27 protein-coding genes and 3 tRNA genes are annotated in these 26,683 nt (G+C 40.7%); 19 read left to right on the top strand and 11 right to left on the bottom strand.

Annotation, left to right across the window (positions count from 1 at the left end; all coding sequences use genetic code 11):
- From QVP94_RS18350 to QVP94_RS18305, 10 genes are all read left to right on the top strand, one after another.
- Window positions 1-510: Coenzyme F420 hydrogenase/dehydrogenase, beta subunit C-terminal domain (locus QVP94_RS18350; protein WP_288213314.1), on the top strand; the 510-nt coding region annotated here is incomplete at its 5' end.
- The gene (locus tag QVP94_RS18345) at window positions 510-1,580 is read left to right on the top strand and encodes a polysaccharide pyruvyl transferase family protein (RefSeq protein WP_022193183.1); all 1,071 of its coding nucleotides are present in this window, start codon (window positions 510-512) and stop codon (window positions 1,578-1,580) included. The genes QVP94_RS18350 and QVP94_RS18345, both read left to right, overlap by 1 nt.
- Before the next feature lie 130 nt (window positions 1,581-1,710).
- Window positions 1,711-1,995 carry an LbetaH domain-containing protein gene (locus tag QVP94_RS18340; RefSeq protein ID WP_022193182.1) on the top strand — a complete coding sequence of 95 codons (285 nt, stop codon included), beginning with the start codon at window positions 1,711-1,713 and terminating at the stop codon, window positions 1,993-1,995.
- A gap of 1,150 nt (window positions 1,996-3,145) precedes the next feature.
- Window positions 3,146-4,177 carry a glycosyltransferase family 4 protein gene (locus QVP94_RS18335; protein ID WP_022193180.1) on the top strand — a complete coding sequence of 344 codons (1,032 nt, stop codon included), beginning with the start codon at window positions 3,146-3,148 and terminating at the stop codon, window positions 4,175-4,177.
- Between the two features lie 8 nt (window positions 4,178-4,185).
- A complete protein-coding gene (locus QVP94_RS18330; protein ID WP_022193179.1) occupies window positions 4,186-5,070 on the top strand; it encodes a glycosyltransferase family 2 protein in 885 nt (294 codons plus the stop codon).
- Between the two features lie 169 nt (window positions 5,071-5,239).
- Window positions 5,240-6,100, top strand: a complete 861-nt coding sequence (locus QVP94_RS18325) for a LicD family protein (protein WP_022193178.1) — start codon at window positions 5,240-5,242, stop codon at window positions 6,098-6,100.
- 33 nt (window positions 6,101-6,133) lie between these two features.
- Entirely contained in the window at window positions 6,134-6,853 is a 720-nt protein-coding gene (locus QVP94_RS18320; RefSeq protein WP_022193177.1) for an IspD/TarI family cytidylyltransferase, read from the top strand.
- Window positions 6,850-7,917 carry an NAD-dependent epimerase/dehydratase family protein gene (locus QVP94_RS18315; protein ID WP_022193176.1) on the top strand — a complete coding sequence of 356 codons (1,068 nt, stop codon included), beginning with the start codon at window positions 6,850-6,852 and terminating at the stop codon, window positions 7,915-7,917. Before QVP94_RS18320 ends, QVP94_RS18315 begins: the two co-directional genes overlap by 4 nt.
- A 276-nt stretch (window positions 7,918-8,193) precedes the next feature.
- A complete protein-coding gene (locus QVP94_RS18310) occupies window positions 8,194-9,393 on the top strand; it encodes a DegT/DnrJ/EryC1/StrS family aminotransferase (protein WP_022193175.1) in 1,200 nt (399 codons plus the stop codon).
- A 14-nt stretch (window positions 9,394-9,407) separates the two neighbouring features.
- Entirely contained in the window at window positions 9,408-9,995 is a 588-nt protein-coding gene (locus QVP94_RS18305) for a sugar transferase (RefSeq protein ID WP_022193174.1), read from the top strand.
- Between the two features lie 93 nt (window positions 9,996-10,088).
- Here QVP94_RS18305 and QVP94_RS18300 read toward each other — a convergent pair whose 3' ends face one another.
- The 7 genes from QVP94_RS18300 to QVP94_RS18270 all read right to left on the bottom strand — a co-directional run bounded on the left by QVP94_RS18300 (window position 10,089) and on the right by QVP94_RS18270 (window position 18,027).
- Window positions 10,089-12,413 carry a TonB-dependent receptor gene (locus tag QVP94_RS18300; RefSeq protein WP_022193173.1) on the bottom strand — a complete coding sequence of 775 codons (2,325 nt, stop codon included), beginning with the start codon at window positions 12,411-12,413 and terminating at the stop codon, window positions 10,089-10,091.
- Between the two features lie 106 nt (window positions 12,414-12,519).
- A complete protein-coding gene (locus QVP94_RS18295) occupies window positions 12,520-13,101 on the bottom strand; it encodes a helix-turn-helix transcriptional regulator (protein ID WP_012056204.1) in 582 nt (193 codons plus the stop codon).
- A gap of 9 nt (window positions 13,102-13,110) precedes the next feature.
- Window positions 13,111-13,797 carry a LuxR family transcriptional regulator gene (locus QVP94_RS18290; protein ID WP_005858717.1) on the bottom strand — a complete coding sequence of 229 codons (687 nt, stop codon included), beginning with the start codon at window positions 13,795-13,797 and terminating at the stop codon, window positions 13,111-13,113.
- Between the two features lie 25 nt (window positions 13,798-13,822).
- Complete coding sequence (locus tag QVP94_RS18285) at window positions 13,823-14,761, bottom strand: sugar phosphate isomerase/epimerase family protein (protein ID WP_022193172.1); 939 nt, start codon at window positions 14,759-14,761, stop codon at window positions 13,823-13,825.
- 12 nt (window positions 14,762-14,773) lie between these two features.
- The gene (locus QVP94_RS18280; protein ID WP_022193171.1) at window positions 14,774-16,156 is read right to left on the bottom strand and encodes a Gfo/Idh/MocA family oxidoreductase; all 1,383 of its coding nucleotides are present in this window, start codon (window positions 16,154-16,156) and stop codon (window positions 14,774-14,776) included.
- Between the two features lie 20 nt (window positions 16,157-16,176).
- Complete coding sequence (locus QVP94_RS18275; protein ID WP_005858711.1) at window positions 16,177-17,751, bottom strand: SUMF1/EgtB/PvdO family nonheme iron enzyme; 1,575 nt, start codon at window positions 17,749-17,751, stop codon at window positions 16,177-16,179.
- Between the two features lie 203 nt (window positions 17,752-17,954).
- Window positions 17,955-18,027, bottom strand: a tRNA-Trp gene (locus QVP94_RS18270).
- 123 nt (window positions 18,028-18,150) lie between these two features.
- Between QVP94_RS18270 and QVP94_RS18265 the strand changes: the two genes are divergently transcribed.
- Window positions 18,151-18,768, top strand: a complete 618-nt coding sequence (locus QVP94_RS18265; protein WP_008777949.1) for an RNA polymerase sigma-70 factor — start codon at window positions 18,151-18,153, stop codon at window positions 18,766-18,768.
- 5 nt (window positions 18,769-18,773) lie between these two features.
- On the opposite strand, the gene QVP94_RS18260 is transcribed toward QVP94_RS18265, so the two are convergent.
- Together QVP94_RS18260 and QVP94_RS18255 are read right to left on the bottom strand one after the other, a co-directional pair.
- A complete protein-coding gene (locus QVP94_RS18260; RefSeq protein ID WP_022193170.1) occupies window positions 18,774-19,448 on the bottom strand; it encodes an HAD family hydrolase in 675 nt (224 codons plus the stop codon).
- Window positions 19,449-19,514: 66 nt separating this feature from the next.
- Window positions 19,515-19,588: transfer RNA gene (locus QVP94_RS18255), tRNA-Pro, on the bottom strand.
- Between the two features lie 206 nt (window positions 19,589-19,794).
- Here QVP94_RS18255 and QVP94_RS18250 point away from each other — a divergent pair.
- A tRNA-Phe gene (locus QVP94_RS18250) sits at window positions 19,795-19,867 on the top strand.
- Window positions 19,868-19,911: 44 nt separating this feature from the next.
- On the opposite strand, the gene QVP94_RS18245 is transcribed toward QVP94_RS18250, so the two are convergent.
- Window positions 19,912-20,784 (bottom strand): DMT family transporter, encoded by an 873-nt coding sequence (locus QVP94_RS18245; protein WP_005858422.1) that lies wholly within the window; start codon window positions 20,782-20,784, stop codon window positions 19,912-19,914.
- A 163-nt stretch (window positions 20,785-20,947) separates the two neighbouring features.
- On the opposite strand from QVP94_RS18245, the gene QVP94_RS18240 reads away from it, so the two are divergent.
- From QVP94_RS18240 to QVP94_RS18210, 7 genes are all read left to right on the top strand, one after another.
- Complete coding sequence (locus tag QVP94_RS18240) at window positions 20,948-21,421, top strand: Lrp/AsnC family transcriptional regulator (RefSeq protein WP_005858424.1); 474 nt, start codon at window positions 20,948-20,950, stop codon at window positions 21,419-21,421.
- Window positions 21,422-21,521: 100 nt separating this feature from the next.
- The gene (locus QVP94_RS18235; protein WP_005858426.1) at window positions 21,522-22,328 is read left to right on the top strand and encodes an AraC family transcriptional regulator; all 807 of its coding nucleotides are present in this window, start codon (window positions 21,522-21,524) and stop codon (window positions 22,326-22,328) included.
- Between the two features lie 98 nt (window positions 22,329-22,426).
- A complete protein-coding gene (locus tag QVP94_RS18230) occupies window positions 22,427-22,789 on the top strand; it encodes a VOC family protein (RefSeq protein ID WP_005858428.1) in 363 nt (120 codons plus the stop codon).
- Between the two features lie 35 nt (window positions 22,790-22,824).
- On the top strand, window positions 22,825-23,559 hold the full coding sequence (locus QVP94_RS18225; protein WP_005858430.1) for a class I SAM-dependent methyltransferase: 735 nt from the start codon (window positions 22,825-22,827) through the stop codon (window positions 23,557-23,559).
- A 77-nt stretch (window positions 23,560-23,636) separates the two neighbouring features.
- Entirely contained in the window at window positions 23,637-24,311 is a 675-nt protein-coding gene (gene queC, locus QVP94_RS18220; protein WP_005858432.1) for a 7-cyano-7-deazaguanine synthase QueC, read from the top strand.
- A 9-nt stretch (window positions 24,312-24,320) separates the two neighbouring features.
- A complete protein-coding gene (gene queF / locus QVP94_RS18215) occupies window positions 24,321-24,785 on the top strand; it encodes a preQ(1) synthase (protein WP_005858434.1) in 465 nt (154 codons plus the stop codon).
- 87 nt (window positions 24,786-24,872) lie between these two features.
- Entirely contained in the window at window positions 24,873-25,670 is a 798-nt protein-coding gene (locus QVP94_RS18210) for a 3-keto-disaccharide hydrolase (protein WP_005858436.1), read from the top strand.
- Window positions 25,671-25,915: 245 nt separating this feature from the next.
- On the opposite strand, the gene QVP94_RS18205 is transcribed toward QVP94_RS18210, so the two are convergent.
- Window positions 25,916-26,680 carry a TIGR03915 family putative DNA repair protein gene (locus tag QVP94_RS18205; RefSeq protein ID WP_022193168.1) on the bottom strand — a complete coding sequence of 255 codons (765 nt, stop codon included), beginning with the start codon at window positions 26,678-26,680 and terminating at the stop codon, window positions 25,916-25,918.
- Window positions 26,681-26,683: the final 3 nt, after the last annotated feature.

Raw genomic sequence — 26,683 nt, 5'->3', positions numbered from 1 at the left:
CTTTTCGCTAATACATACACTAATACATACACTAATACATACACTAATACATTTTATACCCATATCATGCTTCGCCGTTCATGTGGCGAGTGTCCTTATACGAATACGCATCGGCCATCGGATATAACCGTGGCGGATTTTTGGGGTATAGAGAATACTTCCGCTGCTGATCTAGGTGCGGATAACAAAGGCTGCTCATTGATTTTGGTTAATACGGATAAAGGTGAGAATTGGTTTGAGCAAGTAAAGGGGAATATGGAATATAAGGCCATTCCATTAGAAGATTGCTTACAACCTCAATTGTGCCATCCATCGATTTTGCATCCCGAGCGGATCGCTTTTGAGAAGGACTATGCGAGATTGGGGTTCGAGAGAACCTTGAAGAAGTACGGGCTTCTTGGATGGAAAGCGGAGGTAAAGGCATTCCGGAGACGACTTGTAGGTTTTGTTTTGGGATTGTTGTCGGTGGGATTGAAACAAAATGTGAAAAAAGTAATTCGGAGAAAATAATGAAAATAGGAGTACTAACCTTCCATTGTGCCCATAATTATGGGGCGATGCTGCAATGTTACGCTTTACAGGAATACTTGAAAGGCCAAGGGCATGAGGTATATGTAATAGATTACCGACCAAGCTATTTGGTGAAAAGTTATGCTAAGCATGCCCTTTGGCATTGGATTTCCCGGAATCTATTGCGTGCGGTGAAGCGTCTGCTTACGGAGCCTTTCTTATTTGATATCAGGGGAAAGCGTTGGGAAGGCTTTGATAATTTTATGCGAACGAAACTCCATCTGATTCCCTATTATTCTACCTCGAATTATGCGGATTTAGATCTCATGATAGTAGGAAGCGACCAGATTTGGAGTACTCGCCTTACCGGAGGAAAGTTCGACCCGGTCTTTTTTGGTCAAGGATTGGCTTGCCGGAGTATTTCGTATGCCGCCAGTATGTCGCCATGCCGTTTGAGTGAGGGGGAGAGAGAGGTTCTGCCGGGGTTGTTACAAAATTTGGATGCCCTGTCCGTTCGTGAGGTTGAGTTGGCAGAGTTGGTTCGACCGTTGACGGATCAAGAGGTGCGGGTGGTTTGTGATCCTGTATTATTGCTGATAAAGGAGGACTGGGAAAAGCGCTGTCTCCCTATCAAACGAAAGTATCCATACGTGCTTTGTTATAACCTGCTACAATCGGAGGCTTGTATGGAGCAAGCTCGTAAGATCAGCAAGGAACTGGGGTACGAGATAGTTGAGATTACCGTTGTGCCACGCTTGTCCAAACCCGGGCAACATTGTTTGCAGACGTTGGATCCTATATCGTTTGTCTCCTATTTCAAGGAAGCAGCATTCGTGGTTACCTCTTCCTTCCATGGAACTGTTTTCTCCGTTCTTTTCCATAAGCCCTTCTATGTGATAGGCATGGGAAACTTGGGAGGGCGTTCTGCCGCTTTGTTGGAGCGATTGGAGTTAAAGGATCGCTTGCTGGAGCAAGCGTCAGGAAGAGCGAGTTTAAAGATCGATTACGCCAAGGTAGATCGTTTGCTGGCGGAGTTTAGAGAAAGATCAATTAAGTATTTGGCTGTATGAATAAGAGTTGAATATGAACTCATTAATTTATGATTTGGTTGGAAGACTATGCGGTAGAGTGCTAAATATTGATAAAAGGATACAGACTTCTTATTTTGTTCAATAGATAATCAATAAAATAATAGGGCATATGATTGCTGTATTTAAGTTTAGGTGTTTGGTGAATGCAAACGTGTCCGTATCGACTAAGATTCATATAGATGATACTCCCATTCCCATACGTTTGCAGGGTGTGAACCGTAAGGGAATAAAGATAGGTAATGATTGCTGGATCGGCGCTAAGGCTACGATTTTGGATAGCGTGATGATAAGTGATAGTTGCGTGGTGGTTGTCGGAGCCTTAGTCACTCGTGGTGTCTATCCTCCTTATTCCATTATTGGCGGTGTTCTGGCAGGGGTGATAAAGAAAAGATGATGGAAAAAGAGAGTAAGTTGTTTCGACTGTATACACTTTGTATATTCTTTCTTTTCTTGGATGCGATGTATCCATGGTATATGTGGGGTAACTATGTGCGGGAATTCACTATACTGATAGCGGCGTTAGTCTCGATTTATATAGGCTTAATGGAATCGGGGCATTTTTGCGTGACAACGAAGAACCTTATTTGGTCATTTCTTTTATTGTCATCTGTGTTATGGAATATAATCGGTGGAGATATAGGACGATACACTTCTTTAGGAAAGTTTGTTGTTTGGATATATTTATTCTCTTTGAAAAGTGTTGATAAGCAGTATATATTACGATTTATAACGAAATGGACGGCTTGTTTGGTTCTCGTCTCGTTAGTTTCTTATTTATTGTTTTTTGCAGGTATTATGCCGTTCGACCCTTCCCTTATCACGTTTAACAATAATCAGTATGTTTGTCAAAACTTCTATACCTTCATGCTGTATGTGAATCGACCGGATCTTAGATTTATGAGTATTTTCATGGAGCCGGGACACATGACAATGGGGATAGTTCCTCTAATTATGGCAAATGGGTTTGATATGAGAAATAAATATGTACGGATATTGTTCATCTGTGAGTTATTTACATTGTCATTGGCAGGTTATGTGACGTTGTTCATAGGGTATTTTTTATTCAATCTATCATTACATAGTTTGAGAAATTTGTTGGTTGGAATTGTATTTATTGGTCTGCTTATCTATTTGATGAATTTTGCTGGATATTCAGATATCTTACAAACCTCGATATGGGATAGGCTGGAATATAAAGACGGGAATATAGTGGGGAATAACCGAGTATCCTCTGAGTTTGAGAAGGTGTATCAGTACTTTATTTCCTCCTCAAAGATATGGACAGGTAATAGCCTTATAGATGTAACAATTTATGGAGGTGTGTCTGGTTACAAAAAATACCTTGTTCAAAATGGGATAATAGGTTTGATTTTGGGATTGGCAATTTACACATATAGCTATTTAATGAGCTTTAAATATAGGATCGGAGTATTTACGCTAATTCTACTTCTTCTTTTATACCAAAACGCTTATCCTTATTGGTTTTGTGTGATGTGCATGTATATACTAGGTAGTGATAACTTGAAAAGTAAAAAGACTTATAAATGAGATCTATCCTCTTTTTTCATAATAATAATGATTATACGGGAAGTACCCGTGTACTGGCGAATGTAATATCCTCGGAGTATGCAGATAAGGAAGTGCATATAGTTGTGAACAAGAATCATGGGAGGGGATTTCTTTCGGAGTTGCCAAATGTTCGGATGATCGGTTTTTGGCAACCTCTTTGCCATGGTCGTCCGATTCCTATACTGTCAGCTCTAGTTGTTCGATTGCAGGGATTTTTTCTCACTTTGATTTATGGTTGGTGTTATGAAACATTTTATATTAATACAATTGTCCCTTTTTATGCCGCTTTGGTTGGTAGGCTTTATGGGAAACGGATTGTATACCATATACACGAGAAATTTGTTTCTAATTCACTCTCTGTACGAGTCATGGAATCTGTTTTCACTCATACGGTAGCCAAGCGGATTTATGTATCGGAATATACGATGTCCCAATATGCCCGAGATTCTAGATGTGAGGAAATAGTCCGATATAATAAATTAGGATCAAATTTTATGGCTAAAGTACGTGTCCGTCCTTTGTCGGAGCGTAAAAGGAATATGGTCTTGATGATCGCTTCTCTGTCGAAAATAAAAGGAATCTTTAATTTTTTAAGATTAGCCTCGCTTGTTCCTGAGTATCATTTTCGCTTGATATTGAGTGCAAGTAAGGAGGCGATAGATGCATTTATATCAGAACCGATACCTACAAACGTAGAGTTTATACCTGAGCAATCGGATATTCATCCATATCTATATAGTGCTGATTTAATGTTAAATATGTCTGTCCCATTTCTTTGGATAGAGACCTTTGGCATGACGATTTTGGAGGCGATGGCTTATGGCATTCCTTCCATTGTGCCCAATTTGGGTGGTCCTACGGAACTGATCGAGGATGATTATAATGGTTATTGTGTGGATGTGACAGATGTGGAACTTGTTGCTTCCAAAGTGCGTTTCGCATTGGATCGAGTGAATTATGAGAGACTTTGTGTGAGATCTTTAGAAAGATTTGAGAGATTTAAATAACGTAGAGTATGGTAGCAATATTAATGTCAACTTATAACGGTGAACGTTATTTGAGGGAGCAGATTGATTCTTTACTAAATCAGACATATAAGGATTGGAAGTTATATATTCGTGATGATAAATCTACAGATGGAACGGTTTCAATTATAGAAGGGTATGTAAGAGTGTATCCAGATCAAATTGTTTATAAGTCTGATGGTTTTGGGAATTTAGGAGCAGGCTGTTCTTTTATGCAGCTATTATCATCGATAGATTCAGATTATTATATGTTTTGCGATCAAGATGATGTGTGGATGGAAGATAAAATAGAGCGGACCTATTTATATCTTAGAAGTTTGGAACAAAAATATAGTGAAAATACAGCTATTGGAGTCTTTACGGATTTAACAGTTGTCAACTCTAATTTGACAGTTTTAATGCCATCACTTTGGAAAGGGGATAATCGTAATCCTGATTTTGTACATAATTTTTACAAACAATGGACAAATAGACATGCCTCGTATGGCTGTACACAGATGTTCAATCATGCAGCTAAGAAATTAGTCCTTCCTTACCGACAATTTGAGGGTACTATGGGAGCTCATGATAATTGGGTTGAATATATTCTCATTAAGAAGGGGGTATATGACTATATAGATGAGAGTACAATTTTATATCGTCAACACGGGACCAATGTAGTAGGCGCAAATTTTGGCCATAGTTATAAAGATGACCTTAATGAAATATTCCATAATCCGATTTTGTGTTGGAGAAAAATAGTGAAAGATTATAAACGAATGAAAATTATGCCATTCCATGTGTCACTGTCAAAGGTCTTGTGGTATCGATTTTATCAAAGTATTGAAGCGGTTTTGAAGAAATCTTTGCGAGTCAATTTAGATTTGTTTATCTAGTGACATATGATTTTTGTGATGATCTGAGATTATTACAATTGATAAAAAATGACGCTGTGTCGGTGCTTCTGTGTAAAGTTCATAAAGGACTGGATGATAAGTTCTTATTGTCATACAATTATGAACCTAGGGATGTTTGGTAGTAGTTACATATACTAAAAAATTAAGTATGAAAATTGAACAAGTAGATATTAAAGAATTACAAAATAAAATGTTAGAAATACTTTTGTATTTCGATGATTTTTGTACGAAACATCATTTAAGATATTCACTTTGTGGTGGATGTCTTATAGGTATAGAACGTCATCATGGATTTATACCTTGGGATGATGATATTGATTTATTTATGCCGCGTGAAGATTATGAAAAATTAGGAGAAATTTGGAATAAGTTTTCAGATACTAATCGATATGTATATTGCCGTACTGATAAAGATCATAATTATCATGATGGAGGTGCTTCTATTCGGGATGTCGGGACGACTTATATAAATAAGCATAGTGTACAAGAAGATATTTGTCATGGTTTAGCTTTAGAGATTATGCCCATTGATGGTTGTCCTAAACCTTTTATTAAACGACTAAGACAATTATTCAATGCTTTTATGTTTAGCTTATTTAATGTTCAGCGATTGCCTAATAATAAGGGCTTAATTATAAGGATGATTACTAGTATTCTATATAAAATTATACCATCTCAAAATATACGCTATAGATTGTGGAAACATGCGGAAAAACAGATGTCTAAATATTCTTGGAATGATTGTGCTGAGGTTACAGAATTAATAGGTGCTATTCATGGAATGCTATTGAGACATCCAAAAAAGGATTTTGAAAATGTGATAAGAAAAGATTTTGAGGGATATCAATTGCCTGTAATGGTGGGATATAAACGTTATTTGACTAGAATTTGGGGAGACTATATGAAGCTACCTCCTATTGAACATAGAGTGACGAAGCATGAAGTTGTTTATTTAAGTACGACTGAGTCATATAAAAAGTTTAAAGGGATTTATTATTGTAATAAGTGATAAATATGTTTAATGTTAAAATAAAATGATTTAATGAATATTGCTATTGTTTTTGCAGGTGGGACTGGTCAACGAATGAATACGAAAACAAGACCAAAACAATTTTTAGAATTACATGGAAAACCTATTTTAGTTTACACATTGGAACAATTTCAACAACATAATGAGATAGATCATATTATTTTAGTTAGTATTCAGGATTGGCTAGATTACTGTTTTGATTTGGCAGAAAAATATCATTTGTCAAAAATTTGTGCGATTATTCCTGGGGGTAATACTGGACAACAATCTATTTATAAAGGATTGAGTAAGGCCGCTGAGCAGTTTTCTGGAGATTCTATTGTTTTGATTCATGATGGAGTAAGGCCACTTATTGATGAAGAAACAATTACAAAAGATTTAGAATGTGTAAGAAAACATGGTTCTGCTGTAACTGTTTCTCCAGCTATAGAAACTATAGCATTGAAAGGAGAAGAAGGTAAAGTAGGACAAATTATAGATCGTTCTCAATGTCAATTGGCTAAGGCGCCGCAATGTTTTTATTTAAAAGATATTTTGGATGCTCACTATAGAGCTCAAGTTGACGGTGGCAAAGAATTTGTAGATTCTGCTTGTTTAATGCAAAATTATGGTTATAAATTGTATACTGTTGAGGGAACGCCAGAGAATATTAAAATTACGACTCCCGGGGACTTTTATATTTTTAGAGCGATCATTGATGCAAGAGAGAATCTACAAATATTGGGTATATGAAAATTTGTGAAGGTATACAACGTATGTCGATATATGAAGATGATATGGAATCTATATTATTAGCTGATTATATAGATTGGAAAAAACTAAAAGAAAAAACAATTGTTGTTACTGGTGCTACAGGGCTGATAGGTTCAACTTTAATCAAGACTTTATTATATGTGAGTAGAAAGATGAATCTTAAATTACGAGTTATAGCACTAATTAGGAATCAAGATAAGGCAAAAAAGATATATGAGACATTTATTAAGTCTTATGATGAATTGGAATTTGTACTTGGTGATATAACAAATATAATAATTAATGCTAGTAAAATTGATTATATTATCCATGGTGCCAATCCAACATCTAGTCGATACTTTGTGAGTAATCCGGTTGAAGTAATAAGGGTTTCATTTGAAGGAACATGTAATCTTTTGGAATTCGCAAGAGAAAAAAAGGTAGAAGGTTTTGTCTATTTGTCAACAATGGAAGTTTTTGGTACTCCTAAAAGAGGATACAAAGTGACGGAGAAAGATGCTGGATCTTTTGATTCGACAAATATTAGGAATAGCTATCCATTAAGTAAGCAACTTTGTGAGAACTTATGTTGTTCTTATGCAATGGAATACGGAGTCCCTACTAAAATAGTTCGTTTATCTCAGACCTTTGGGCCGGGTGTCAGTTTCAATGATAGAAGAGTTTTTGCAGAATTTGCTCGTTGTGCTATTACTGGGGAAAATATTATATTGAAAACTAAAGGAGAAACGAAAAGAAACTATTTATATACAGCAGATGCTGTGGCTGCAATTCTTACAGTTTTATTAAAAGGTGTAATCGGACAAATTTATACTGCGGCTAATGAAGATACATTTTGTTCTATTTATGAAATGGCAGATCTTGTTGCTGAGAAATATGGTATTCAGGTTGTAGTAGAAGAACAAGATATATCTAGATTGGGATATGCAAGTACATTATATTTAGACTTGGATACTCAAAAATTAAGAAATTTAGGGTGGTTTCCTAAAAGAAATTTAAGTGATATGTATGATCGAATGATAAATGTAATGAAAGGATCATTATAATTTAATAGAATTTGCATCCCAATATATAGTAATAACCATCCAAAAGATATATTTATGGATGTAGAGGTGTTTAGAAAGATTCTACTCTCAATATTAAGCGAAAGGCTTGCTTAAAGGTATATTGATACAGAAATTCATAATTTCGATTAGAAATCTTACAATATATTCTCCTAATAGTACAAGGATACTTACAAATCAATAATATCAGTGAAAGTTGATGGGTATCTATTATTTGGTTAGATCTTATTGAGATTGTACTTATTAATAGTTTGTTTTATGAAAAAGATATCTTTCTCGCCTCCCGATATGTCAGAGGCAGAGATCAATGAGGTTGCCGAGGCTCTTCGTTCTGGTTGGATCACCACGGGGCCTAAGACAAAAGAATTTGAGAGATTAATTGCCATGTGCTGTCAGATGGAGCAAGCTGTATGCTTGAATTCGGCTACGGCTTGTATGGAGTTGATATTGCGTGTTTTGGGTGTTGGGCCAGGAGACGAGGTGATTACTTCCGCTTATACGTATACTGCTACCGCAAGCGTAACTTGCCATGTGGGGGCAAAGGTTGTCATGGTAGATACCGCTCCTGATTCGTTTGAGATGAATTATGATAAGTTGGCAGATGCGATCACGGAGAGGACAAAGGTGGTTCTGCCTGTTGATCTTGCCGGTGTGGTTTGTGATTATGATAAGATATTCGCTGCTGTAGAGAGCAAGAAACATTTGTTTTCGCCAGCGAACGATATCCAGAAGGCGTACGGTCGGGTTATCGTACTTGCGGATGCCGCTCATGCTTTTGGTGCCAAATGGCATGGAAAGATGTGTGGTGAGATCGCTGATTTTACTTCCTTTTCTTTCCATGCCGTGAAAAACCTTACGACAGCAGAGGGAGGTGCGTTGACTTGGAGAAATCATGATGGGGTTGACAACGAGTCTCTTTATAAACAGTTTCAATTGCTTTCCCTTCATGGGCAGAACAAGGACGCGCTTGCTAAAACGAGGTTGGGGGCATGGGAGTATGATATTGTCGCTCCGTATTATAAGTGTAATATGACGGATGTGATGGCGGGTATTGGTCTCGCACAGTTGAAGCGTTATCCGGAAATGCTGTATCGTCGTCGTCAGATTATTGAGAGGTATAATGAAGGACTGAAGGGGTGCGATGTGCAGGTCTTGGATCATTTTGGTGATGACCATTCTTCGAGTGGGCATTTGTATCTTGTACGTTTGCTTGGTGAGGATGTGGAATATCGAAATGCTGTGATAGAGCGGATGGCTGAACGTGGAATCGCTTGTAACGTACATTATAAGCCTTTACCGATGATGACAGCCTATAAAAATTTAGGTTTTGATATCGTAGATTATCCGAATGCTTACAACCAATACCATAACGAGATTACTCTTCCTTTGCATACCAGTCTTACGAATGAGGACGTAGAGTATGTGATCTCTAATTTTGTTGATATTATTACCCAATAAAATAATCAATCGATTTGAAACGTTTTTTTGATGTTGTAGCCAGCGGGATAGGTCTTATCTTGCTAAGTCCTTTGTTTGTTATTCTGGCAATTTGGATTAAGTGTGATTCTACCGGACCTGTTTTTTATAGGCAAATTCGTGTAGGACGTAACAACCGAGATTTTCAGTTGCTTAAATTTCGAAGTATGCGTGTAGGTTCTGATAAGAAGGGACTTATTACCGTAGGAGGGCGTGATCCACGGATCACACGGTCTGGTTATTATATCCGTAAGTATAAATTGGATGAGTTTCCTCAATTGATCAATGTACTCAAAGGGGATATGAGTTTGGTAGGTCCTCGGCCCGAGGTGCGTAAGTATGTCGATATGTATACGACTGAACAACGGCGTGTGTTGGCTGTCCGGCCGGGTATTACAGATTACGCATCTATAGTGTATATGGATGAAAATAGGTTACTTGGACAGTCCTCAGATCCCGACAAAACTTATGTTGAGGATATTATGCCGGCGAAAATAGAACTCAATATGAGATATATTAACCATCCTACATTGTTTGAGTACTTTAAGCTGATATTTCTTACGATCTTTAAAATAGCTAGATAAAAAAGATCGATTTTGTTTTTATGTGAAATGTTATCGGGAGAGCTGGTGTAAGAACCGGCTCTCCCGTTTTTCATTTCTATCGAACGCTTGCGCTTAAAAGGCGATCGCCACCTCCGCGCCGATTTGGAAGGGCTTACCTAGTTGGATAAACGGATTTCCGAATGACTCGAAATAAAATGCAGAGTAATGGGTGTTCGTTATATTACGGCTCCATAGGTTTACGTTGACGATACCTTTGCGTACGCCTACCTTTGCGTTCACCGTTCCGTAGAATTTCTGGTAGATGTCGTTTCGCTCGGTCCAGAAGATCTTTCCGACACCGCTGAATTGGGCGGAGGCGGAGAATTGGTCTATCCATGCGTTACGGAACAGGCGGGTGTATTGCAGTCCTACGTTGAAGGTATGACGTGGGGTATATGGGATGAAGTTGTTCTTGAAATCCTCTTTCCCATTGTTGTAATCCCGGAACGTAGCATGGGTGAAACCGTAATTAACGTCGGCGGTTAGCCCATCGATGATGCGGGCACGCAAGGAGGCCTCTATACCGTAGCTTTTGGCTTTCCCGGCGTTGGTGAGGATACGGCCGTTGCCGCTGTTCACGAATTTGGTCAACTGTACGTCTTGAATGTCCATATAGAAACCTGTTAATTCTGCGCTTAGGCGTTGGAATAGCAACTCGCTACGGATACCGATCTCGTAGTTCCAGCTTTTCTCCGGTTTGTAGGAGGCTACTTCCTCGATGGGGGTAGGTTCTTTGACCTCGATCGGCATCATGTCCTTGAAAGCGCTCATCATATCGTATTGCATCTGGCTTTGCATCACGTCCGCCGACATTTGTACGTTGTAGCCCCCGGTCTTATAACCTTTCGCTACCGACACATAGGTGAACGTGTTTGACGAGCATTCGTACTTTAAAGATACTTTCGGAAGTACTTGCCAGAAGTCTTGGGAGACACTGGCGTCCATCACGGTGGTTGGGATCGGGAAAAGTTTCTCGATGTCGATAACCGGTCCGTTTTCTACGAAGCCGAAACCCATTCTCATCTTAGCCTCGGAATTGTAATCCATCTTTTGCTTCTCGTAATCCAAGCGGATACCGGCAGTAATTGACAGGCCTTCCGTGAACAGGTTGTTATAAGTGGATTGGTGATACAATGCAAGGCCGTAAGAAGGGGTGTCGAAAGAACCCGGAATATAAAGATGATCGTCCAGTATTTTTAGATAGGGCATCTTAGGGTGATCTTTCTTCAATTGATCGAATACGGGCTGAAGGACGGTCTTAATTCCGTCTTCCTTGAAATCGACCGGGCCGTCCGTATGTAGATCATCGTAGAAACCGTAGAGTCCGAAGGACCATTGGTAATTATTTCTCGTGTTGCTCTTGATCGCCAATTCCTCGCTGAAAGCGTTTTGTTTTTGCTTTTGGTTGAGGGTGAAGATCGAGAGAGGGGAGAAGTCTTGATCCATCTTCATGTCATCCTTGAAATATTGATGACCGGTGGTGCTGCTCAGTATCACGTGCTCATTTCGGTATTCGAGGGACAGGTTATTGGCGATAACAGTCCGTTTATAAGAGCTGGGATCGTTGATATTGATAGGATTTACATACTTGTGATCGGTATTTCCGGTTCCGATGAACATACCATATGGAAACGCTCCTTGATCCGTATAATCTACGGAAAGGGAGTAGGAGGCACGGAAGTTCGGATTGAAGCGACCTTCTAACTTGAATCGGCCGCCTACATTGTCTTCCTTATCGATCTTTTTCCCATCGTAGGCATTGGTGTAGAAACCGTCGCTATGGTCATAGTAAGCGGCGGCGGTAAATCCGATGGTCTCGCTCAACTTAGCATAATGGGAGGCTTTGACTTTATATTGCCCGTAGCTTCCGGCCGATAGGGAGAGTTTCTTTCCTTGGTAATCGAACGGGGAGATGGTATAGATATTTACGATGCCCCCCATGGCGTTACGACCATACAAGGTTCCTTGCGGCCCTCGTAATACCTCGATGCGTTGGATATCGGTCAGCTCGAAATCGAAGGTGCTTTTATCCAGATAAGGCACGTTGTCTACATATAAGCCCACGGATTGTCCGCTACTTCTGGCTCCGATACCGCGGATATAGATGGCCGAGGTTAGTTTTGCCCCATAATCCGGCATGTATAGGTTCGGGACGAAAGAACTTATATCCTTTAATGCGTCGATCTGCCTGCCAGAGATCATTTGTGGGGAAAGGATCGATACGGAACCGGGTAACGTACGGAGGTTATTCGTCTCCTTCGTGGATGAGGTCACGATTACCTCACCCATGTTATAGGTTTTTATCGTGTCGTTCTCGTTAGCCTTGATGTCCTCGGCGTATACATTTTGCAGCCCCAACGCACCTAGGGCGATGATACCTAAGTAGTGTCTCTTCATCGAATTTCTTTTGTTAGTATATTTTTTCAATCGCGAAGAAACGGTAAAGAAACAGGATGGTCAATCACTAGATGTAGTGATTTTGAAAGCTGGTTTGTTGGTTTCGCTATAGTTCGATATCGTCGCCGGAGATGATCCCGTTCATGATGGCGTAGAAGGTGAGGCCGGATACGGTCTTGATGCCCAGCTTGGCGGTGATGTTCTTACGATGGGTAAGGACGGTGTTCAAGCTGATGTTCAGCTTATCGGCGATCTCTTTATTCGTGATGCCTTTTACGATCAGTTGAAGTACGTCTACCTCACGGCTGGATAGGTCCTTGTTGTTTTCGGTTGTGGTGTTGCCGGAGCTGTCGCTCGTAAATAATTGTTGCAATTGCTCGATAATGGTCTCTTGGGAGGAACGTAACGTGATACGGTTCGTAGACGAGAGCGCCCCGTGTTCTTCGGTGCTGTCGATGAGGATGGCGGTCTTGTTTCTTCTCGGGAGGAAGAAATCTGCGTTGAGCACAAGGGTATCTGAATCGGTGAAATAGTAATCGTAGGTGTCGCTTCCTGTGGAGGAAAGCATCTCGAAATTTGGAAAATAGCAAACCTCTACCGGGGGGAAGTAGTCGGTCAGCAAGCTTTGCAGCCCAATACTTCTTAGGGTATCAGACAGTATGATCGCTATTTGTTTGTTTCGATGCATTTCAGATCGTTAGATACATAATTTTTCCATGGCCGAGACCATGGGGGTAAGGATTCGATACCGGATCCGGTTGTGTTGTTTGATATCTTTCTCCAGACTACAGATGGAGAAGAGGACGGCATAACATAAATTCTCGTCGTAATCTCCCGAAAGATGCTTGACCATGATACTTTTTAAATCGGCTAAAAGGGCCTCGATGGTATCTTCCGTACGTTGCTCGGAGGTGATTTGCAATCCATCGATCGTTCCCGCCGGTTCTTTTCCCAGCTTTTTACTTAACGACATGCAGTAGGGAAACCATATCTTATCATCTTTCTCAATGCGGGCGATGAGTTCTTCCTTGAACGAGGAGAAGAAGCGTCCTATCAATCCAAGAGTAGGATTACCGGGCGTACTCATCGAGATAAAGGAACCTAGATGGCGTTCTATATTGGGGAGCTGATAACGTAAATAGTATTGGTTCGTCTTTGTCAGGTAATCAATGATCTGCGATGTATGGAAAGTTTGTAACTTCTTCTCCGGAAAATACTCCTCGTTGAGGAAGGTATTGATCACTGTCAATAAAAAGTCCGTATCCAACGAATGTTCTTCACAGAGCGTCTTCACCGATTTGTCGCCAAGCCCGAGACGAATCCCAAACCGGTTGATTACGGGAATGAGTGAGGGGTGTTCTTCCACCACCTCACTCAATTGCATATTTGGGTATACTAAAGGCATCTTATCAAGCTTGTTCCCATTGTTCACGTAATAACTTGACGGCGGCGGGGACTACCACGTTACGGTCTCCCTGACATCCGCACTCGAAACTTACGTAGTTGTTATAACCAATCATTTTCAATCCCTTGAAGCCATTGATATAGTTATCGGCATCTCCATCCTCACCCGGCATGCTGCGACGTTTGCGGCTGGCCACGTGTACGTGTTGGAGATACTCTCCACCAGAGATAAAGGCTCCCATATCAGAGGTCTCTTCCCATGTCATATGCCAGAAGTCGCCCATGCAACGTACACCCGGATTATTGATATCCCGGCATAAAGAGGCGGCGTCGGCTACTTGACGTAGATAAAAACACTCTTTTCGGTTCAAAGGTTCAAAGATGACGCTAGTCCCATGCTGGGCGGCGAAAGTTCCCATCTCGTTGAATTGCTCGCAAAGGAAATCCCGTGTCTCCATCGTATGAGGCAAGGCGGGGACTTGGCCATTAAAGGCAGGGACGATAATCACGCCCGTAGAACCTAATTCACCGGCTGCGGCGATGATCTCTTTCATCGTGTCCATGCATTCCTTGCGGATGGCTGGATCGGTAGAAAGAATAAAGCCTTTGAAGCCGGCGCAAATGGCACTCACTTTGATATTACGTCCGTTTAAGGCTTGCTTGATCTCGTTTACCCGGCTGGCTAATCCTCCGCCACCCGGCTCAAAACCTACAACGCCCAACTTCTCCATAAAATCAAGTTTCTCGTTCAAACTTTCACCCGGGGCGATTCCCTCTTGGAAAGAAAGCTTTAATTCAAGGTCCTTGCCGGGCTTGTCGCTCCCTTTTTCTCCTTTGGCAGTGTTTGCCGGCTTGGAAGAGCAGGAGGCCAAGGCCGTACTTCCTACCGCTAAAGCAGCGCCGGATAAGGAGGTTCTTAAAAAGTTTCTTCTATTTAATGTCATAAACAGTCTGGATTATTTCTTGTCGATTGGTTTACCCGGAACAGGAACGACGAAGCCGCTCATATCCATCTTTCCTAAGTTCAAATCTTTCGGAGTGTAATCCAATGCAGAGGCAGTCATGGCATCCCAAGTGGTCTCGGCACCCGTGTAAGCGGACTCACGACCCATGATTGCGGCCATATTGGAGATAGCAGTCTCAGAAGCTTGCTCGATTTGTTTACCACCACGGATGCAGTTGATCCAGTTTACATGCTCTAATGTATACGGGTCAGTTTGCTTGAAGTTCGCTTTTTCGGCCTCGCTATCATATTTCCAGATAACGTTTCCTACCAAATCCTTGATCTCCATCGTGTCACTGCTCCATGATCCCTTGGTTCCTTGGATGAATTCGCTTACATTATTTGCACAACCATCTATCTGGCGGCACATACTATGCATATGGATACCATTTTCCATTGTGAAATCAACGCTGAAGTTATCATATTGGTCGCCAGTGATACGACGGTGGCGAGAACCGAAACCTACAGCCTTGACTGGTTTTAAGCCGCTGAACCAAGTGAATACATCTATATTATGTACGTGTTGCTCTACGATATGGTCGCCGGAAAGCCATTTCCAGTTTACCCAGTCCTTGATCATATATTCGCAATCGTTCCATCCCGGTTGACGATCCCGATACCAAAGCATATTCTGATTCCAGTAAACCGTACCGCCCGTGATCTCACCGATCAATCCTTCCATGATCTTCTTGTAAGACTCGACATAACTGCGTTGGTGATGGCGTTGAGTACCGGTTACGACACATAAGTTCTTTGCCGCAGCTTGTTTTGCGGTAGCCATAATGGTACGGTAACCAACCGGATCAACACATATAGGTTTCTCTAAGAAGGAATGTTTGCCCTTTTCTGTGGCGTATTGGAAATGAACTGGACGGAATACGGGAGGAGTGGCGACGATCACTACATCTACGCCGCTATCAATCACTTGTTTGTACGCATCCAAGCCGACGAAACGTTTATCAGCCGGTACATCAATTCCTTTCTCATCTTTTAATTTCTTTGCCAAATCATCGACACGTTCTTGGAACGTATCTCCTAAAGCCACGATCGTAACGCCGTTTGCAGCGTTCAAGAAGTTAAAAGCGGCTCCGGAACCACGTCCGCCACAACCGATTACACCAGCTTTTAGTTCTTTTCCATCAGTCGCCAGATCTGGTAATTCGGGCACGTAATAAGTACCGGGTTCTTTCAAAGGCTTTATTGCGTTCGCACTTTCACCTCCACCACAAGAAGTTAATACACCAACTGTACTACCTGTTCCAATTGCTCCAAGCGCACCCGCTAGGGCTGAACTTTTCAGAAATGATCTTCTGCTAATGCTGTTCTCTTTTTTCATGATATTATTTTTTTTAGACACTATTTATTAGGTTCACATACAACACGGAAACCGATTCCTCTGATATCGGAGTACCACCAGATACTCTTCGGTTGTTGCGGATCGGTTTTTAACCAAGCTTCATGTTTGGTATAATCACGGGAAGCGCAGCGAAGATCTGCCGCATCGGAGGTGTAATTACCGCCTCTCACTACCCATTCTGTACCTTCAGTAACTAATGGATCTGTGGCGCTACTTCCGCTTTTAGCGTAAGCTTCAGGATCATACTTGTCGGCACAATATTCCATTACATTACCCAACATATTCTTTAACCCAAAAGGGTTGGCTTTTACCAAATCCGGTTCTTGCGTCTTATTTTTGCTGTTCTTGCTATAAATCACATAAGAACCTATACTATCAGTCTTTGCGTCGAAAAATTTACGCCAGAAGCCTTGATCGGAGAAATCTTTTGGATTGCCCGTAAAGAAATAAGGCGTTTCCGTGCCGCCACGTGCCGCATATTCCCATTCCGCCTCGGTCGGTAAACGATAAGTCTTTCCTGTTTTCTTGGATAACCATTGGCAGAAAGTCTCGGCCGCATAATGAGTCATTGTAATAGCCGGGCGATCTCCGCCACCCCAGCCTTGATCCGGGAAACCGAACGGAGGTGTCGGACCGGAGATGGCATCGACATTCGGATTACTGTTATTTGCGTACACGGTCTCTGGCGGGGTACGGCCCTCACTCATCGTATTCCCATAGAAAGCCCAGTATTGATCCCAAGTCACCTCGACCTCAGCCATGAAAAACGGACTGACAGTTACGTTGTGTACAGGCGACTCATCTGCTTTATGAAATGCCTCTTTTTCCTCGCTACCCATTTTGAATGAACCTCCGGGGATAGCAATCATCTTGAATGAGACCATTGTTCCGGGAATTTGTTCTACATAGTCGGTGAAAGAGGTAACTGTAGTTGGTTCCTTAAAAAACAAACTGGTATCCGAAGATGCCCCGGATGTATTTTGTCCCGGTATACCAACCATCTTGGAGTGATTGTAGTTCGGATTGTAATGTCCTGCATCCAAATGGCAACTAATACATTGTAGATCTAGCTTTTTCTCATTCTCATCATAATATAAATGTGCCGTTACACCATCATCGGTAATTCCTTCGGGGAATAAGTTCTGATGGCACTCTTTACAAGATTCATTGGGGATATATTTAACGGCGTGTTCCAACTCGGACTTAGTTTCCCAATTGAAATCCGCGCTGTCTTTAGTCAAGTATGACCAAACATCTTTCATACCCAATTTAGCCTTTGCGCTATAATGTTTCCAAGTATTTGTTTGGGGTGGGAGGTGACAAGCTACGCAATGTGTCTTAACGCCACTTCCATTATTTACATGCTTGGAAAGTTTCCAACTGTTTTCTACGTGAGGATGCACGTGGCACATCATACAAGATTCATCTGTCGAGAAATATACAGATGTTTTATAAAGGGCGATCATAATCCCAGCTCCCAAAAATAATCCGAGGCACAGGATAAACGCCTTACTTTTGAAAAAATACTTTTTCCTCTCAGACGAGTATCGATTTGAAAATTTGTTAGTTGTCATCTGTTTCTATGGTATACGATTTACACTAAGTCTCAATTAGATTTAAAATCGGCAATAAAAGTAGTATATTCCTTTATATATTGAAAGAAAAAATAGTCTCTTTAACGAAAAATGTTGTCTTATTTACGCTTTTTTATCGCAATGGGAAGAGAAGGAGAATAATAAAAAAGCGGCAACACATATTCATAGTGTTGCCGCTCACGCACGGAAGGAGAGGCTCGAACTCCCGACACCTGGTTTTGGAGACCAGTGCTCTACCGACTGAGCTACTTCCGTATTGCGGGTGCAAAAGTAGTTTAATAATTTGAATATGCAAGTAAAATATGAGAAAAAATAGTCTGCTTTTTAAAAAGGCATTTAGATTATATTTAGTATGTTTGCCAAATCAAAGAAAAAGGAGTGGGAGTTTTTGTGCGAGATATCAAAGGGTTGCTTGAATCTGTGTCGGTAGATAACAGGGGAGCTTTCGAACGTTTTTATAATTTATATTATGATCAGGTTTTTCGCTTCGCTTATTATTGTTTAGGCGAGAAGGAGGCATGCCGTGAAGTTGTGACAGATGTTTTTTTCTCGGTCTGGCAATCCCGGAAACGATTAAAGGATATTGATAATATAGATACCTATTTATATATTTCCGTACGTAACGAGTCTTTTCGTTTTCAAGCAAGGAATAAAGACTTGAATAGGGTTTCTTTAAATGAGTTGTTGCCATTAATGGAAGAGGAAGATGAGGGTTCTCCGGAGGAGCATTTGGAGTTAAAAGAGATGAGAGAGATGCTTGATAAAGCGATTGACGAACTTCCTGAGAAATGCCGTCTTGTGTTTTTGATGTCTCGTGAGGAGGGATTGAAAACGAAGGAGATCGCGGAAATATTATCGGTTCAAGAGAGTACGGTTCGTGTACAGATGAAGATCGCTATAGAAAAATTGGTAGCCCGGTTGAAGCCGAGCTTTCCAAATATTTCATTCTCTTTATTGCTGATGTTTATTTTTAATGTGATTTATAGATCTGCTTAAGCTTTCTATATGGGGATATTCCCTGTTAGAAGGAAAGATGATAGTTCTTTTATATCAGTAACGATTTTGTTTGCTCCGGCATTTGCTAATTCTTCTTCATCCCCGTAGCCGTAAAGGACTCCTATTGAATCTATGTTATTCGCTTTGGCCCCTTCTATATCATATTTACGATCACCGATCATGACTACGTCAGACCGTGTTTTTATATCGGTGCTGTCTAATACATATTGTATTACATCCGCTTTTTCGGAACGGCTTCCGTCGAATGTGCTTCCTCCAACAAATGCAAAATAAGATTCTAAGTGGAAATATTCTAGAATTTGTTGAGCGAAGGGTTGCGGCTTTGAGGTGGCTAAGTAGATTTTCATTTCGTTTTCGGTAAGCAAACGGAGTAATTCATCAATACCTTGATACAGGGTATTCTCGAAAATACCTTGTTTTGAAAAATATTCCCGGTATTTAGCAATGGCTACATCTGTTTGCTCATCTGTAAACTGATAGAAGTCCTTAAAGGATGTTTTTAATGGTGGCCCGATGAAAGGGCATAAAGATCGTAAATCTTCTACTTCTATATTGAAATAGGAGAGGGCGTACTTTACAGAACTGGTAATACCAATCATAGGATCGGTTAATGTACCGTCCAGATCGAACAATATATGTTGATACCTTTTGTTATTCATTAGATATTAATAGGATTGAAAAAAGAAAGGCAAGATCTCTTTCAAGATTCTTGCCTTTTTGATGAGTCGGGATGAGAAGACTCGAACTTCCGACCTCCACGTCCCGAACGTGGCGCGCTAGCCAACTGTGCTACATCCCGTTTTTTGTTTTGTTGTATCGTTGTCTCGATTACGGGTGCAAAGGTACACATTGTTTTTGAATCTGCAAGAGAAAAGTGGATTTTTTTGCAGGAAAAATAGATAATTTACTGTCCTGTGAATTTTTCTTTCAAAACATTTGCTGGATTAAAAATAATACCTACCTTTGCACCCGTAATCGAAACAACGATATACAAAACGACATGATGGTGCCATAGCTCAGTTGGTAGAGCAAAGGACTGAAAATCCTTGTGTCCCCGGTTCGATTCCTGGTGGCACCACTGAAAATCAAAGGGTTACTCATATGAGTAACCCTTCTTTATTTTTACCTCTCTGCGATATAAACTCCACTAATAATGGCTAAAGCGCCAATACCAGAAGCTATCGTAATAGTTTCTGATAGAAAAATCGCAGAAGTTATCAAGGTGACCAGAGGGACAATGTAAATATAATTGGCTGTTTTTGATGCTCCGAGGGCTCTGACTGCCGTATTCCACATGATATAACAAAGCATTGAGGCGATGACACCCAGAAATAATATATTTAAATATACGACTGGCAGTTTCAATAACTCTAGTTTGATATTTAAAGGGTAGATCGCAAAGTAGAAGAAAAGAGAAAGTATCCCATAAAAAAATACTTTTCGTGTAATAAACAAGGTGGGATAAGAACGACTCAAACGCTTTAGGATAAGACAGTAAAAAGCCCACATCGTAGCGGCAACTAAAGTGAGAAAATCACCAAGTGGATTTACTTTTAAAAGAACACTGCCGTTGAAAACAACTAATCCGACTCCAAATAAGGCAACTAAAGATCCATATAACAGCCCTTTCCTAAGAGATTCTTTATAAAATAGGTGAGACAATACCGTTGTAATGATCGGTGCTGTACAGATCAATAATGAAACGTTGGAAGCCAATGTGATGCCCAGTGCCGTATTCTCCGCTATGAAGTATAGGGAGCCACCACATAATCCAGACAAGAACAATAAGAATTCATCTTTTACGCAATTAGCCCACAACCGTCGATGCGCTATAGTCAAAATACAAAAATACGCAAGCACGAAACGATATAACAATATCTCAACCGGTGATAATCCTGTATTAATCAGTATTTTTGTGGAGACAAACGTTGTTCCCCATATAATGACTGTCAATATGGCGATACTATGATACAGAAGATCTTTACTTTTAAACATAATTGTGTTAGAATTAGATTTTTATTTGCTGCAAAGTTATTTAAAGAAGATTGTTTTCCTATACGTCAAGCTTAAATACGATAATTTTCCTATTTTTGTCCTGTTTTGTATTCTATAATTCTAATTCGGGGATATTAAATCAAATAAAACAGGAAAAAAAACTATGGCACTACTTGATGAGACTGATATTGAAATTCTTCATTCTTTGCAAAAGGACGCAAAGATCAATGCAAAAGAGCTTTCTGAGAAACTTCATATCTCCAAGACTCCTATTTACGAACGAATCAAACGTTTAGAAAACGAAGGATATATAAAAGGATATGTGGCATTGGTTGACAATAAAAAAATAGGATTACCCTTGATCATTTTCTGTAATGTATCTTTAGCTGTACACGATGATGAGCATATCGAACGCTTCAAAGAAGAAATACGGAATATCGATGAAATAATGGAATGTTACTCGACGGGAGGTATTTATGATTTCTTTGTCAAAGTGGTTCTTAAGGATTTAGATGCCTATAATCAATTTGTGTTCGAGAAATTAACCAAGGTTCATGGCATCGTGAAGATGCAAAGCTCTTTTGTGCTTAATGAAATCAAGCATACTACAGTTTTGAATATACCCAAAAATAGTTGATTGAAGCTTAATGTCGCAGTATTATATGAAATGTCTCTTTTTTACTATAGAATTGATTAGGGGTTATTTACCTTTGCCCCGATAAATTAAATTCTATAAGATGCAGTCATTTAAAATAATAAAGCCTATTCATATATTAACTCCTTATGTGAGATATTATTGGATACTGGAAGATGGCGCAGATGTTTCTGTATCTGAACGGACTTTACCAACGGGCTGCATACAATTAGTATTTCATAGAGGTAAAAGGCTTTTATTAGTAGGAAAAAAAGAATCGCAGCCTCAAGCGTTCATCTGTGGGCAATGCCTCAACTTTTCAGATGTGATGTCAGCCGGAAAGATTGAAATGATCACGGTTGTTTTTCAGCCGTACGCGGCAAGAGCCATCCTTCAACTTCCCCTTAAGTTCTTTTATGGAGAACTTATAGCGGTGGATGCTATAGCAGATTTGGAATTATCAATATTATCCAGAAAAGTGATAGAGGCTGATGACCATGAAACTTGCATCCGCTTGATCGAGCAGTTTTTGATTCACCGTCTTTATAGGTTTGAAGGCTATGAATATAACTTAAAGCGAATATCCGCAGTCCTCCATCAAATAAATGAACAAGCGAAAACTAATATTTCTGAGTTATCTGAAACCGCATGCCTAAGCTCTAAACAGTTCAACCGCATTTTCTTAGATTATGTAGGAGCTACGCCCAAAGAGTTTCTTCGTATCGTTAGGATGCAACGAGCTTTATTTAAGGTACAACAGAATCCATCCATTTCATTCGCTCAATTAGCTTATGAATGTGGGTTTTCAGATCAGTCACATATGATAAAAGAGTTTAAGCTGTTTTCCGGCTATACACCCACGGAGTATCTTTCCTTATGCGCTCCTTATTCTGATTATTTCTCGGAATGATCAAGATGTCCTTTTTCTTCTATCCTATAGATACGATACGCTCTACTTTTGTGATGTCTTCGCGAGGACATTAACAGTAACTATAAAAAGAAAACAAAATGAACAATTTAATTGCTTTTTTCGAGATTCCAACTGTAGACTTTTATCGAGCGATCAATTTCTATGAAACTATTTTGGGGTTAAAACTATCGGTTTTCGAGTGTGAGACAGAGAAGATGGCTTGTTTTATCGAGCAAGGAGAAGTGGTTGGGGCTTTGTTCTACGCTCCTAGTTATCAACCTTCGCCGGATGGTATCTTAATCCATTTTAATAGCCAAGATATCGAGGACACTTTATCTAAAGTATTGGATAAAGGGGGTAAAATTATTATACCCAAGACAAAGATTGAAGCGGAAAATAAAGGATACTTCGCCGTTTTAGAAGATAGCGAAGGAAATCATGTCGGTATCTACGAAAAATAAGTATCTTCGGCCAAGATATCCCTACAATATATAATATGAAAGAAAATAAGTATGATGATGAACGCTTTTTCGGTCAATACAGTCAGATGTCTCGCTCTGTACAAGGGCTGAGAGGAGCAGGAGAATGGCATGAGCTAAAGAAGATGTTGCCTGATTTTAACGGAAAGCGTGTATTGGATTTAGGGTGTGGTTTTGGCTGGCATTGTCGATATGCCATAGAGCGAGGGGCGACCTTCGCTTTAGGCATTGACCTTTCCGGGAAGATGTTAGACAAGGCACGGGAGATAAATTCCTCCCCGTTGATCGAATATAAAAGAATAGCAATCGAGGATTTTGATTTTGCTCCAAATTCTTTTGACATCGTGATCAGCTCCTTGACATTCCATTATCTCGAGTCGTTCGATACGGTTTGTACAGAGGTATATAAATGTTTAACGCAAGAGGGTGTCTTTGTCTTCTCTGTGGAACATCCCGTTTTTACTGCTTATGGCAATCAAGATTGGATTTACGATTCGGAAGGGAAACCTGCGCATTGGCCGGTGGATCATTATTTTCAAGAGGGAATCCGGCATGCTCATTTTTTGGGAGAGGATGTAACCAAATATCATAAGACACTTACGACTTACGTGAACGGATTGATCAAGGCGGGTTTCTGTATCACCCATCTGGTGGAGCCTCAACCGGACGAATCGATGCTGGATACGGTTCCCGGGATGCGAGACGAACTTCGCCGTCCGATGATGTTGCTTATCGCCGCTCGAAAGAATTAAAAAAAAGCGTATCTTTGTGGCTGAAAAGATGTCTTTTCCGTGTGCTTGCTAAACCACGTATTAAAAACAAGAAAGATATGAAACAACAAGATGCCGCTTTGGTATGCTTCTCGGGTGGACAAGATTCCACGACTTGCCTTTTCTGGGCGAAGAAGCATTTTTCACGTGTAGAGGCCGTATGCTTCACATACGGACAGAAACATTCCTTGGAAATAGAGGTCGCTCGAAAGATCGCCGCGGATGCGGACGTGCCTTTTCAGTTATTGGACGTATCGCTTATCAGCCAGTTAGATCCCAATTGCTCGCTTACGAATGCGAGCATAGAGATGGATCAAGAGAAGCCGGAGGATAGCTATCCGAATACGTTTGTGCCCGGCCGTAATATGGTATTCCTTACTTTCGCCGCTATCTTAGCCCGTGGTAAGGGGATTTATCATTTGGTAACGGGTGTCTCCGAGGCTGATTATAGTGGTTATCCGGATTGCCGGGATACGTTCGTGCGTTCTCTTAACGTAACATTAAATCTGGCGATGGATGAGCAATTCGTAATTCATACCCCGCTTATGGACCGGGATAAGAGCGAAGTCTGGGAATTGTCGGACGAGCTGGGCGTCTTTGATCTAGTACGTACGCAGACGCTGACTTGCTATAACGGTGTTATGGCTGAGGGATGTGGGCATTGCCCCGCTTGCAAACTTCGCAAGGACGGATTGGAGAAATACCTGAAAAGGAAAGAAGAGAATCAAAAGTAAATTAAAGAAATGGACGAGAGAAAACAAGAAGGAGAGTTGCACTTATTAGGTGGCTCTACCGTATATAAACAGGATTACGCTCCGGAGGTATTGGAGGCATTTACGAACAAGCATCAAGGAAATGATTATTGGGTACGGTTTAATTGCCCGGAATTCACCAGTCTCTGCCCGATTACCGGACAACCGGATTTCGCTACGATTCATATCGATTATATCCCCGACGTGAAAATGGTAGAGAGCAAGAGCTTGAAGCTTTACTTATTCAGCTTCCGCAACCATGGGGCGTTTCATGAGGATTGCGTGAATATTATCATGAAGGACTTGATAAAATTAATGGATCCGAAATATATCGAAATTACTGGTATATTCACACCGAGAGGCGGTATAAGTATTTATCCGTATTGCAATTACGGTCGTCCGAACACCAAGTTTGAGCAGTTGGCCGAGAAAAGATTATTTGATCATAATCAATAAGATTTCTGACAAATCGTTATCAGTCTCGGCAAAAAACGGTATATTTGCAGCAAGAAATGTTAACTAACTAATAAATCATTTTAGACCATGAACAAAAGATTGCTTACAGTTGCGGCTTTCGCTTTAGCGGGTTGCGTTACCGTTGTCGCTCAAGACAAGAAAAAAGAGTTCAAGATGCCTACAGGTTATGCGGGTATCACGCATGAGATGTCCGAGTTTTACGAACCTGTTCCGCCGGTAGTCACTCCGGGTACAGACTTAAAAGGTGGAGGTTTCACGGCTCCTTCCGACGCTATCGTTTTGTTTGACGGCAAGGATCTTTCCGCTTGGGAGAGCGTAAAGGGCGGTGCTGCCGAATGGGATGTAAAAGATGGCGTATTTACCGTAAACAAGAAGAAGGGTGATATCCAGACCAAACAGAAATTCAACGATTTCCAGATGCACATCGAGTGGCAGGTCCCGACGAATATTACCGGTGAGAGCCAGTCGAGAGGTAACAGCGGTATTTTCCTGCAAGGGATGTATGAGGTTCAAGTGTTAGACTGCTACAATAACCCGACTTACGTGAACGGCCAGACTGGTAGTATCTACAAACAATCCATTCCTTTGGCCAACGCCATGCGTAAACCGGGCGAATGGAACGTATACGATATCATTTATACCGCCCCCACTTTCAAGGAAGATGGTTCTTATCGCACGCATCCAACCGTAACGGTTATCCAGAATGGCGTGGTTTTGCAGAACCATACGACGATATTGGGTACGACAGAGTGGATCGGTTTCCCGCAAGTGAAGAAACATGGCGCAGGCCCTATCATCCTGCAGAGCCATGGCGATCCTAGCGAGCCGATCAGCTTCCGTAATATCTGGATTCGTGAGCTATAAGAGAAACGTGTTGATTGTAATAAGAAGGGATGGACTTGATATTAAGTTCATCCCTTTTTCGTTAAATAACAGGCTGGTTTTATATGAGAGAAACATTTTTTTCTATAGCACGAAATTTTAGTTTTCCTTAGATGAAACAAAAGTTTTCCAATGGAGAAACTCTAGTTTCCTGCTGAAAAAACTTTAGTTTTTCGATAATGAAATTAACAAAAACTGTAATTGGCTGATTAATAGCAATTATACTATTATCTCTTCTCCGGCATATATTTCCAAAAACGAGCCGGCATATGTTGGCGATGAAGCCGTGGGTTTAAACGCTCCTTGATAGCGATAGACTTAAAATACTCCTTCCACATACTTTGAAAAAGTTTCTCATCCTTATCCATGATATCCTCACTGAGCGATCCGGTCAATAAATGTGAATCTTTTTCTTCGAAACGGACTTCTATCGTATCGTTAAGATCATAATAATATCCATACTCTCTTTTTAAGTCGTAAATGAGCCATTGCTGATCAGCGAAACGGTCTTGCGCATAAGGTAATACCAAAGGTAATACGTTATATATAGGTGCGATGGCAGCAAAGTAAGTTCCATCCGCCGCTTTTTGGAAACGAAAGAATTGCATCACTCGCAAGCGTTCGTTGTTTACTTTCTTCCAGATCTTGGCCGTTTCCAATATGTCCGGGTCACCAAGATTGAACTCAATCGTGGCTGGAGCGTCGATCGCTTTGCGGATATGTCTGAATAACAACAGGTCTACTTCCGGTAATTCCGACAACCAAGTTACCGTCAACCCGGAAAGAGAAGACTTGGAGATTTTCTTCTCAAGCCCTTTCCATACCCGTTCTGCTTTCCGGTCGTCCGTATAAATCCGGATCGCCTCATCATAGAACAATGGAAATGGCTCACCCTCGGTTACTAACAAATCCGGAAAAGTTCGACGGGAATAGGCATCGAATACAGCGGTAAGCAATCCCTCAAAAGTCTTGTCGTAAACAAATATAATCATTAT

The organism is Parabacteroides sp. CAG:2, assembly GCF_000436315.1.
GTDB lineage: Bacteria > Bacteroidota > Bacteroidia > Bacteroidales > Tannerellaceae > Parabacteroides > Parabacteroides distasonis.
Note: the sequence above shows the minus strand (reverse complement) of the source record. Positions and strands in the feature narration are given on the sequence as shown.

Coding starts and splice junctions, on each gene's coding strand:
- QVP94_RS18285 (WP_022193172.1), bottom strand. CDS start 14,761: ATGACATTAAATAGAAGAAACTTTTTAAGAACCTCCTTATCCGGCGCT.
- QVP94_RS18315 (WP_022193176.1), top strand. CDS start 6,850: ATGAAAATTTGTGAAGGTATACAACGTATGTCGATATATGAAGATGAT.
- QVP94_RS18290 (WP_005858717.1), bottom strand. CDS start 13,797: ATGCAATTGAGTGAGGTGGTGGAAGAACACCCCTCACTCATTCCCGTA.
- QVP94_RS18210 (WP_005858436.1), top strand. CDS start 24,873: ATGAACAAAAGATTGCTTACAGTTGCGGCTTTCGCTTTAGCGGGTTGC.
- QVP94_RS18320 (WP_022193177.1), top strand. CDS start 6,134: ATGAATATTGCTATTGTTTTTGCAGGTGGGACTGGTCAACGAATGAAT.
- QVP94_RS18340 (WP_022193182.1), top strand. CDS start 1,711: ATGATTGCTGTATTTAAGTTTAGGTGTTTGGTGAATGCAAACGTGTCC.
- QVP94_RS18225 (WP_005858430.1), top strand. CDS start 22,825: ATGAAAGAAAATAAGTATGATGATGAACGCTTTTTCGGTCAATACAGT.
- QVP94_RS18235 (WP_005858426.1), top strand. CDS start 21,522: ATGCAGTCATTTAAAATAATAAAGCCTATTCATATATTAACTCCTTAT.
- QVP94_RS18245 (WP_005858422.1), bottom strand. CDS start 20,784: ATGTTTAAAAGTAAAGATCTTCTGTATCATAGTATCGCCATATTGACA.
- QVP94_RS18330 (WP_022193179.1), top strand. CDS start 4,186: ATGGTAGCAATATTAATGTCAACTTATAACGGTGAACGTTATTTGAGG.
- QVP94_RS18240 (WP_005858424.1), top strand. CDS start 20,948: ATGGCACTACTTGATGAGACTGATATTGAAATTCTTCATTCTTTGCAA.
- QVP94_RS18325 (WP_022193178.1), top strand. CDS start 5,240: ATGAAAATTGAACAAGTAGATATTAAAGAATTACAAAATAAAATGTTA.
- queF (WP_005858434.1), top strand. CDS start 24,321: ATGGACGAGAGAAAACAAGAAGGAGAGTTGCACTTATTAGGTGGCTCT.
- QVP94_RS18230 (WP_005858428.1), top strand. CDS start 22,427: ATGAACAATTTAATTGCTTTTTTCGAGATTCCAACTGTAGACTTTTAT.
- QVP94_RS18205 (WP_022193168.1), bottom strand. CDS start 26,680: ATGATTATATTTGTTTACGACAAGACTTTTGAGGGATTGCTTACCGCT.
- QVP94_RS18335 (WP_022193180.1), top strand. CDS start 3,146: ATGAGATCTATCCTCTTTTTTCATAATAATAATGATTATACGGGAAGT.
- QVP94_RS18275 (WP_005858711.1), bottom strand. CDS start 17,751: ATGACAACTAACAAATTTTCAAATCGATACTCGTCTGAGAGGAAAAAG.
- QVP94_RS18260 (WP_022193170.1), bottom strand. CDS start 19,448: ATGAATAACAAAAGGTATCAACATATATTGTTCGATCTGGACGGTACA.
- queC (WP_005858432.1), top strand. CDS start 23,637: ATGAAACAACAAGATGCCGCTTTGGTATGCTTCTCGGGTGGACAAGAT.
- QVP94_RS18280 (WP_022193171.1), bottom strand. CDS start 16,156: ATGAAAAAAGAGAACAGCATTAGCAGAAGATCATTTCTGAAAAGTTCA.
- QVP94_RS18345 (WP_022193183.1), top strand. CDS start 510: ATGAAAATAGGAGTACTAACCTTCCATTGTGCCCATAATTATGGGGCG.
- QVP94_RS18295 (WP_012056204.1), bottom strand. CDS start 13,101: ATGCATCGAAACAAACAAATAGCGATCATACTGTCTGATACCCTAAGA.
- QVP94_RS18310 (WP_022193175.1), top strand. CDS start 8,194: ATGAAAAAGATATCTTTCTCGCCTCCCGATATGTCAGAGGCAGAGATC.
- QVP94_RS18300 (WP_022193173.1), bottom strand. CDS start 12,413: ATGAAGAGACACTACTTAGGTATCATCGCCCTAGGTGCGTTGGGGCTG.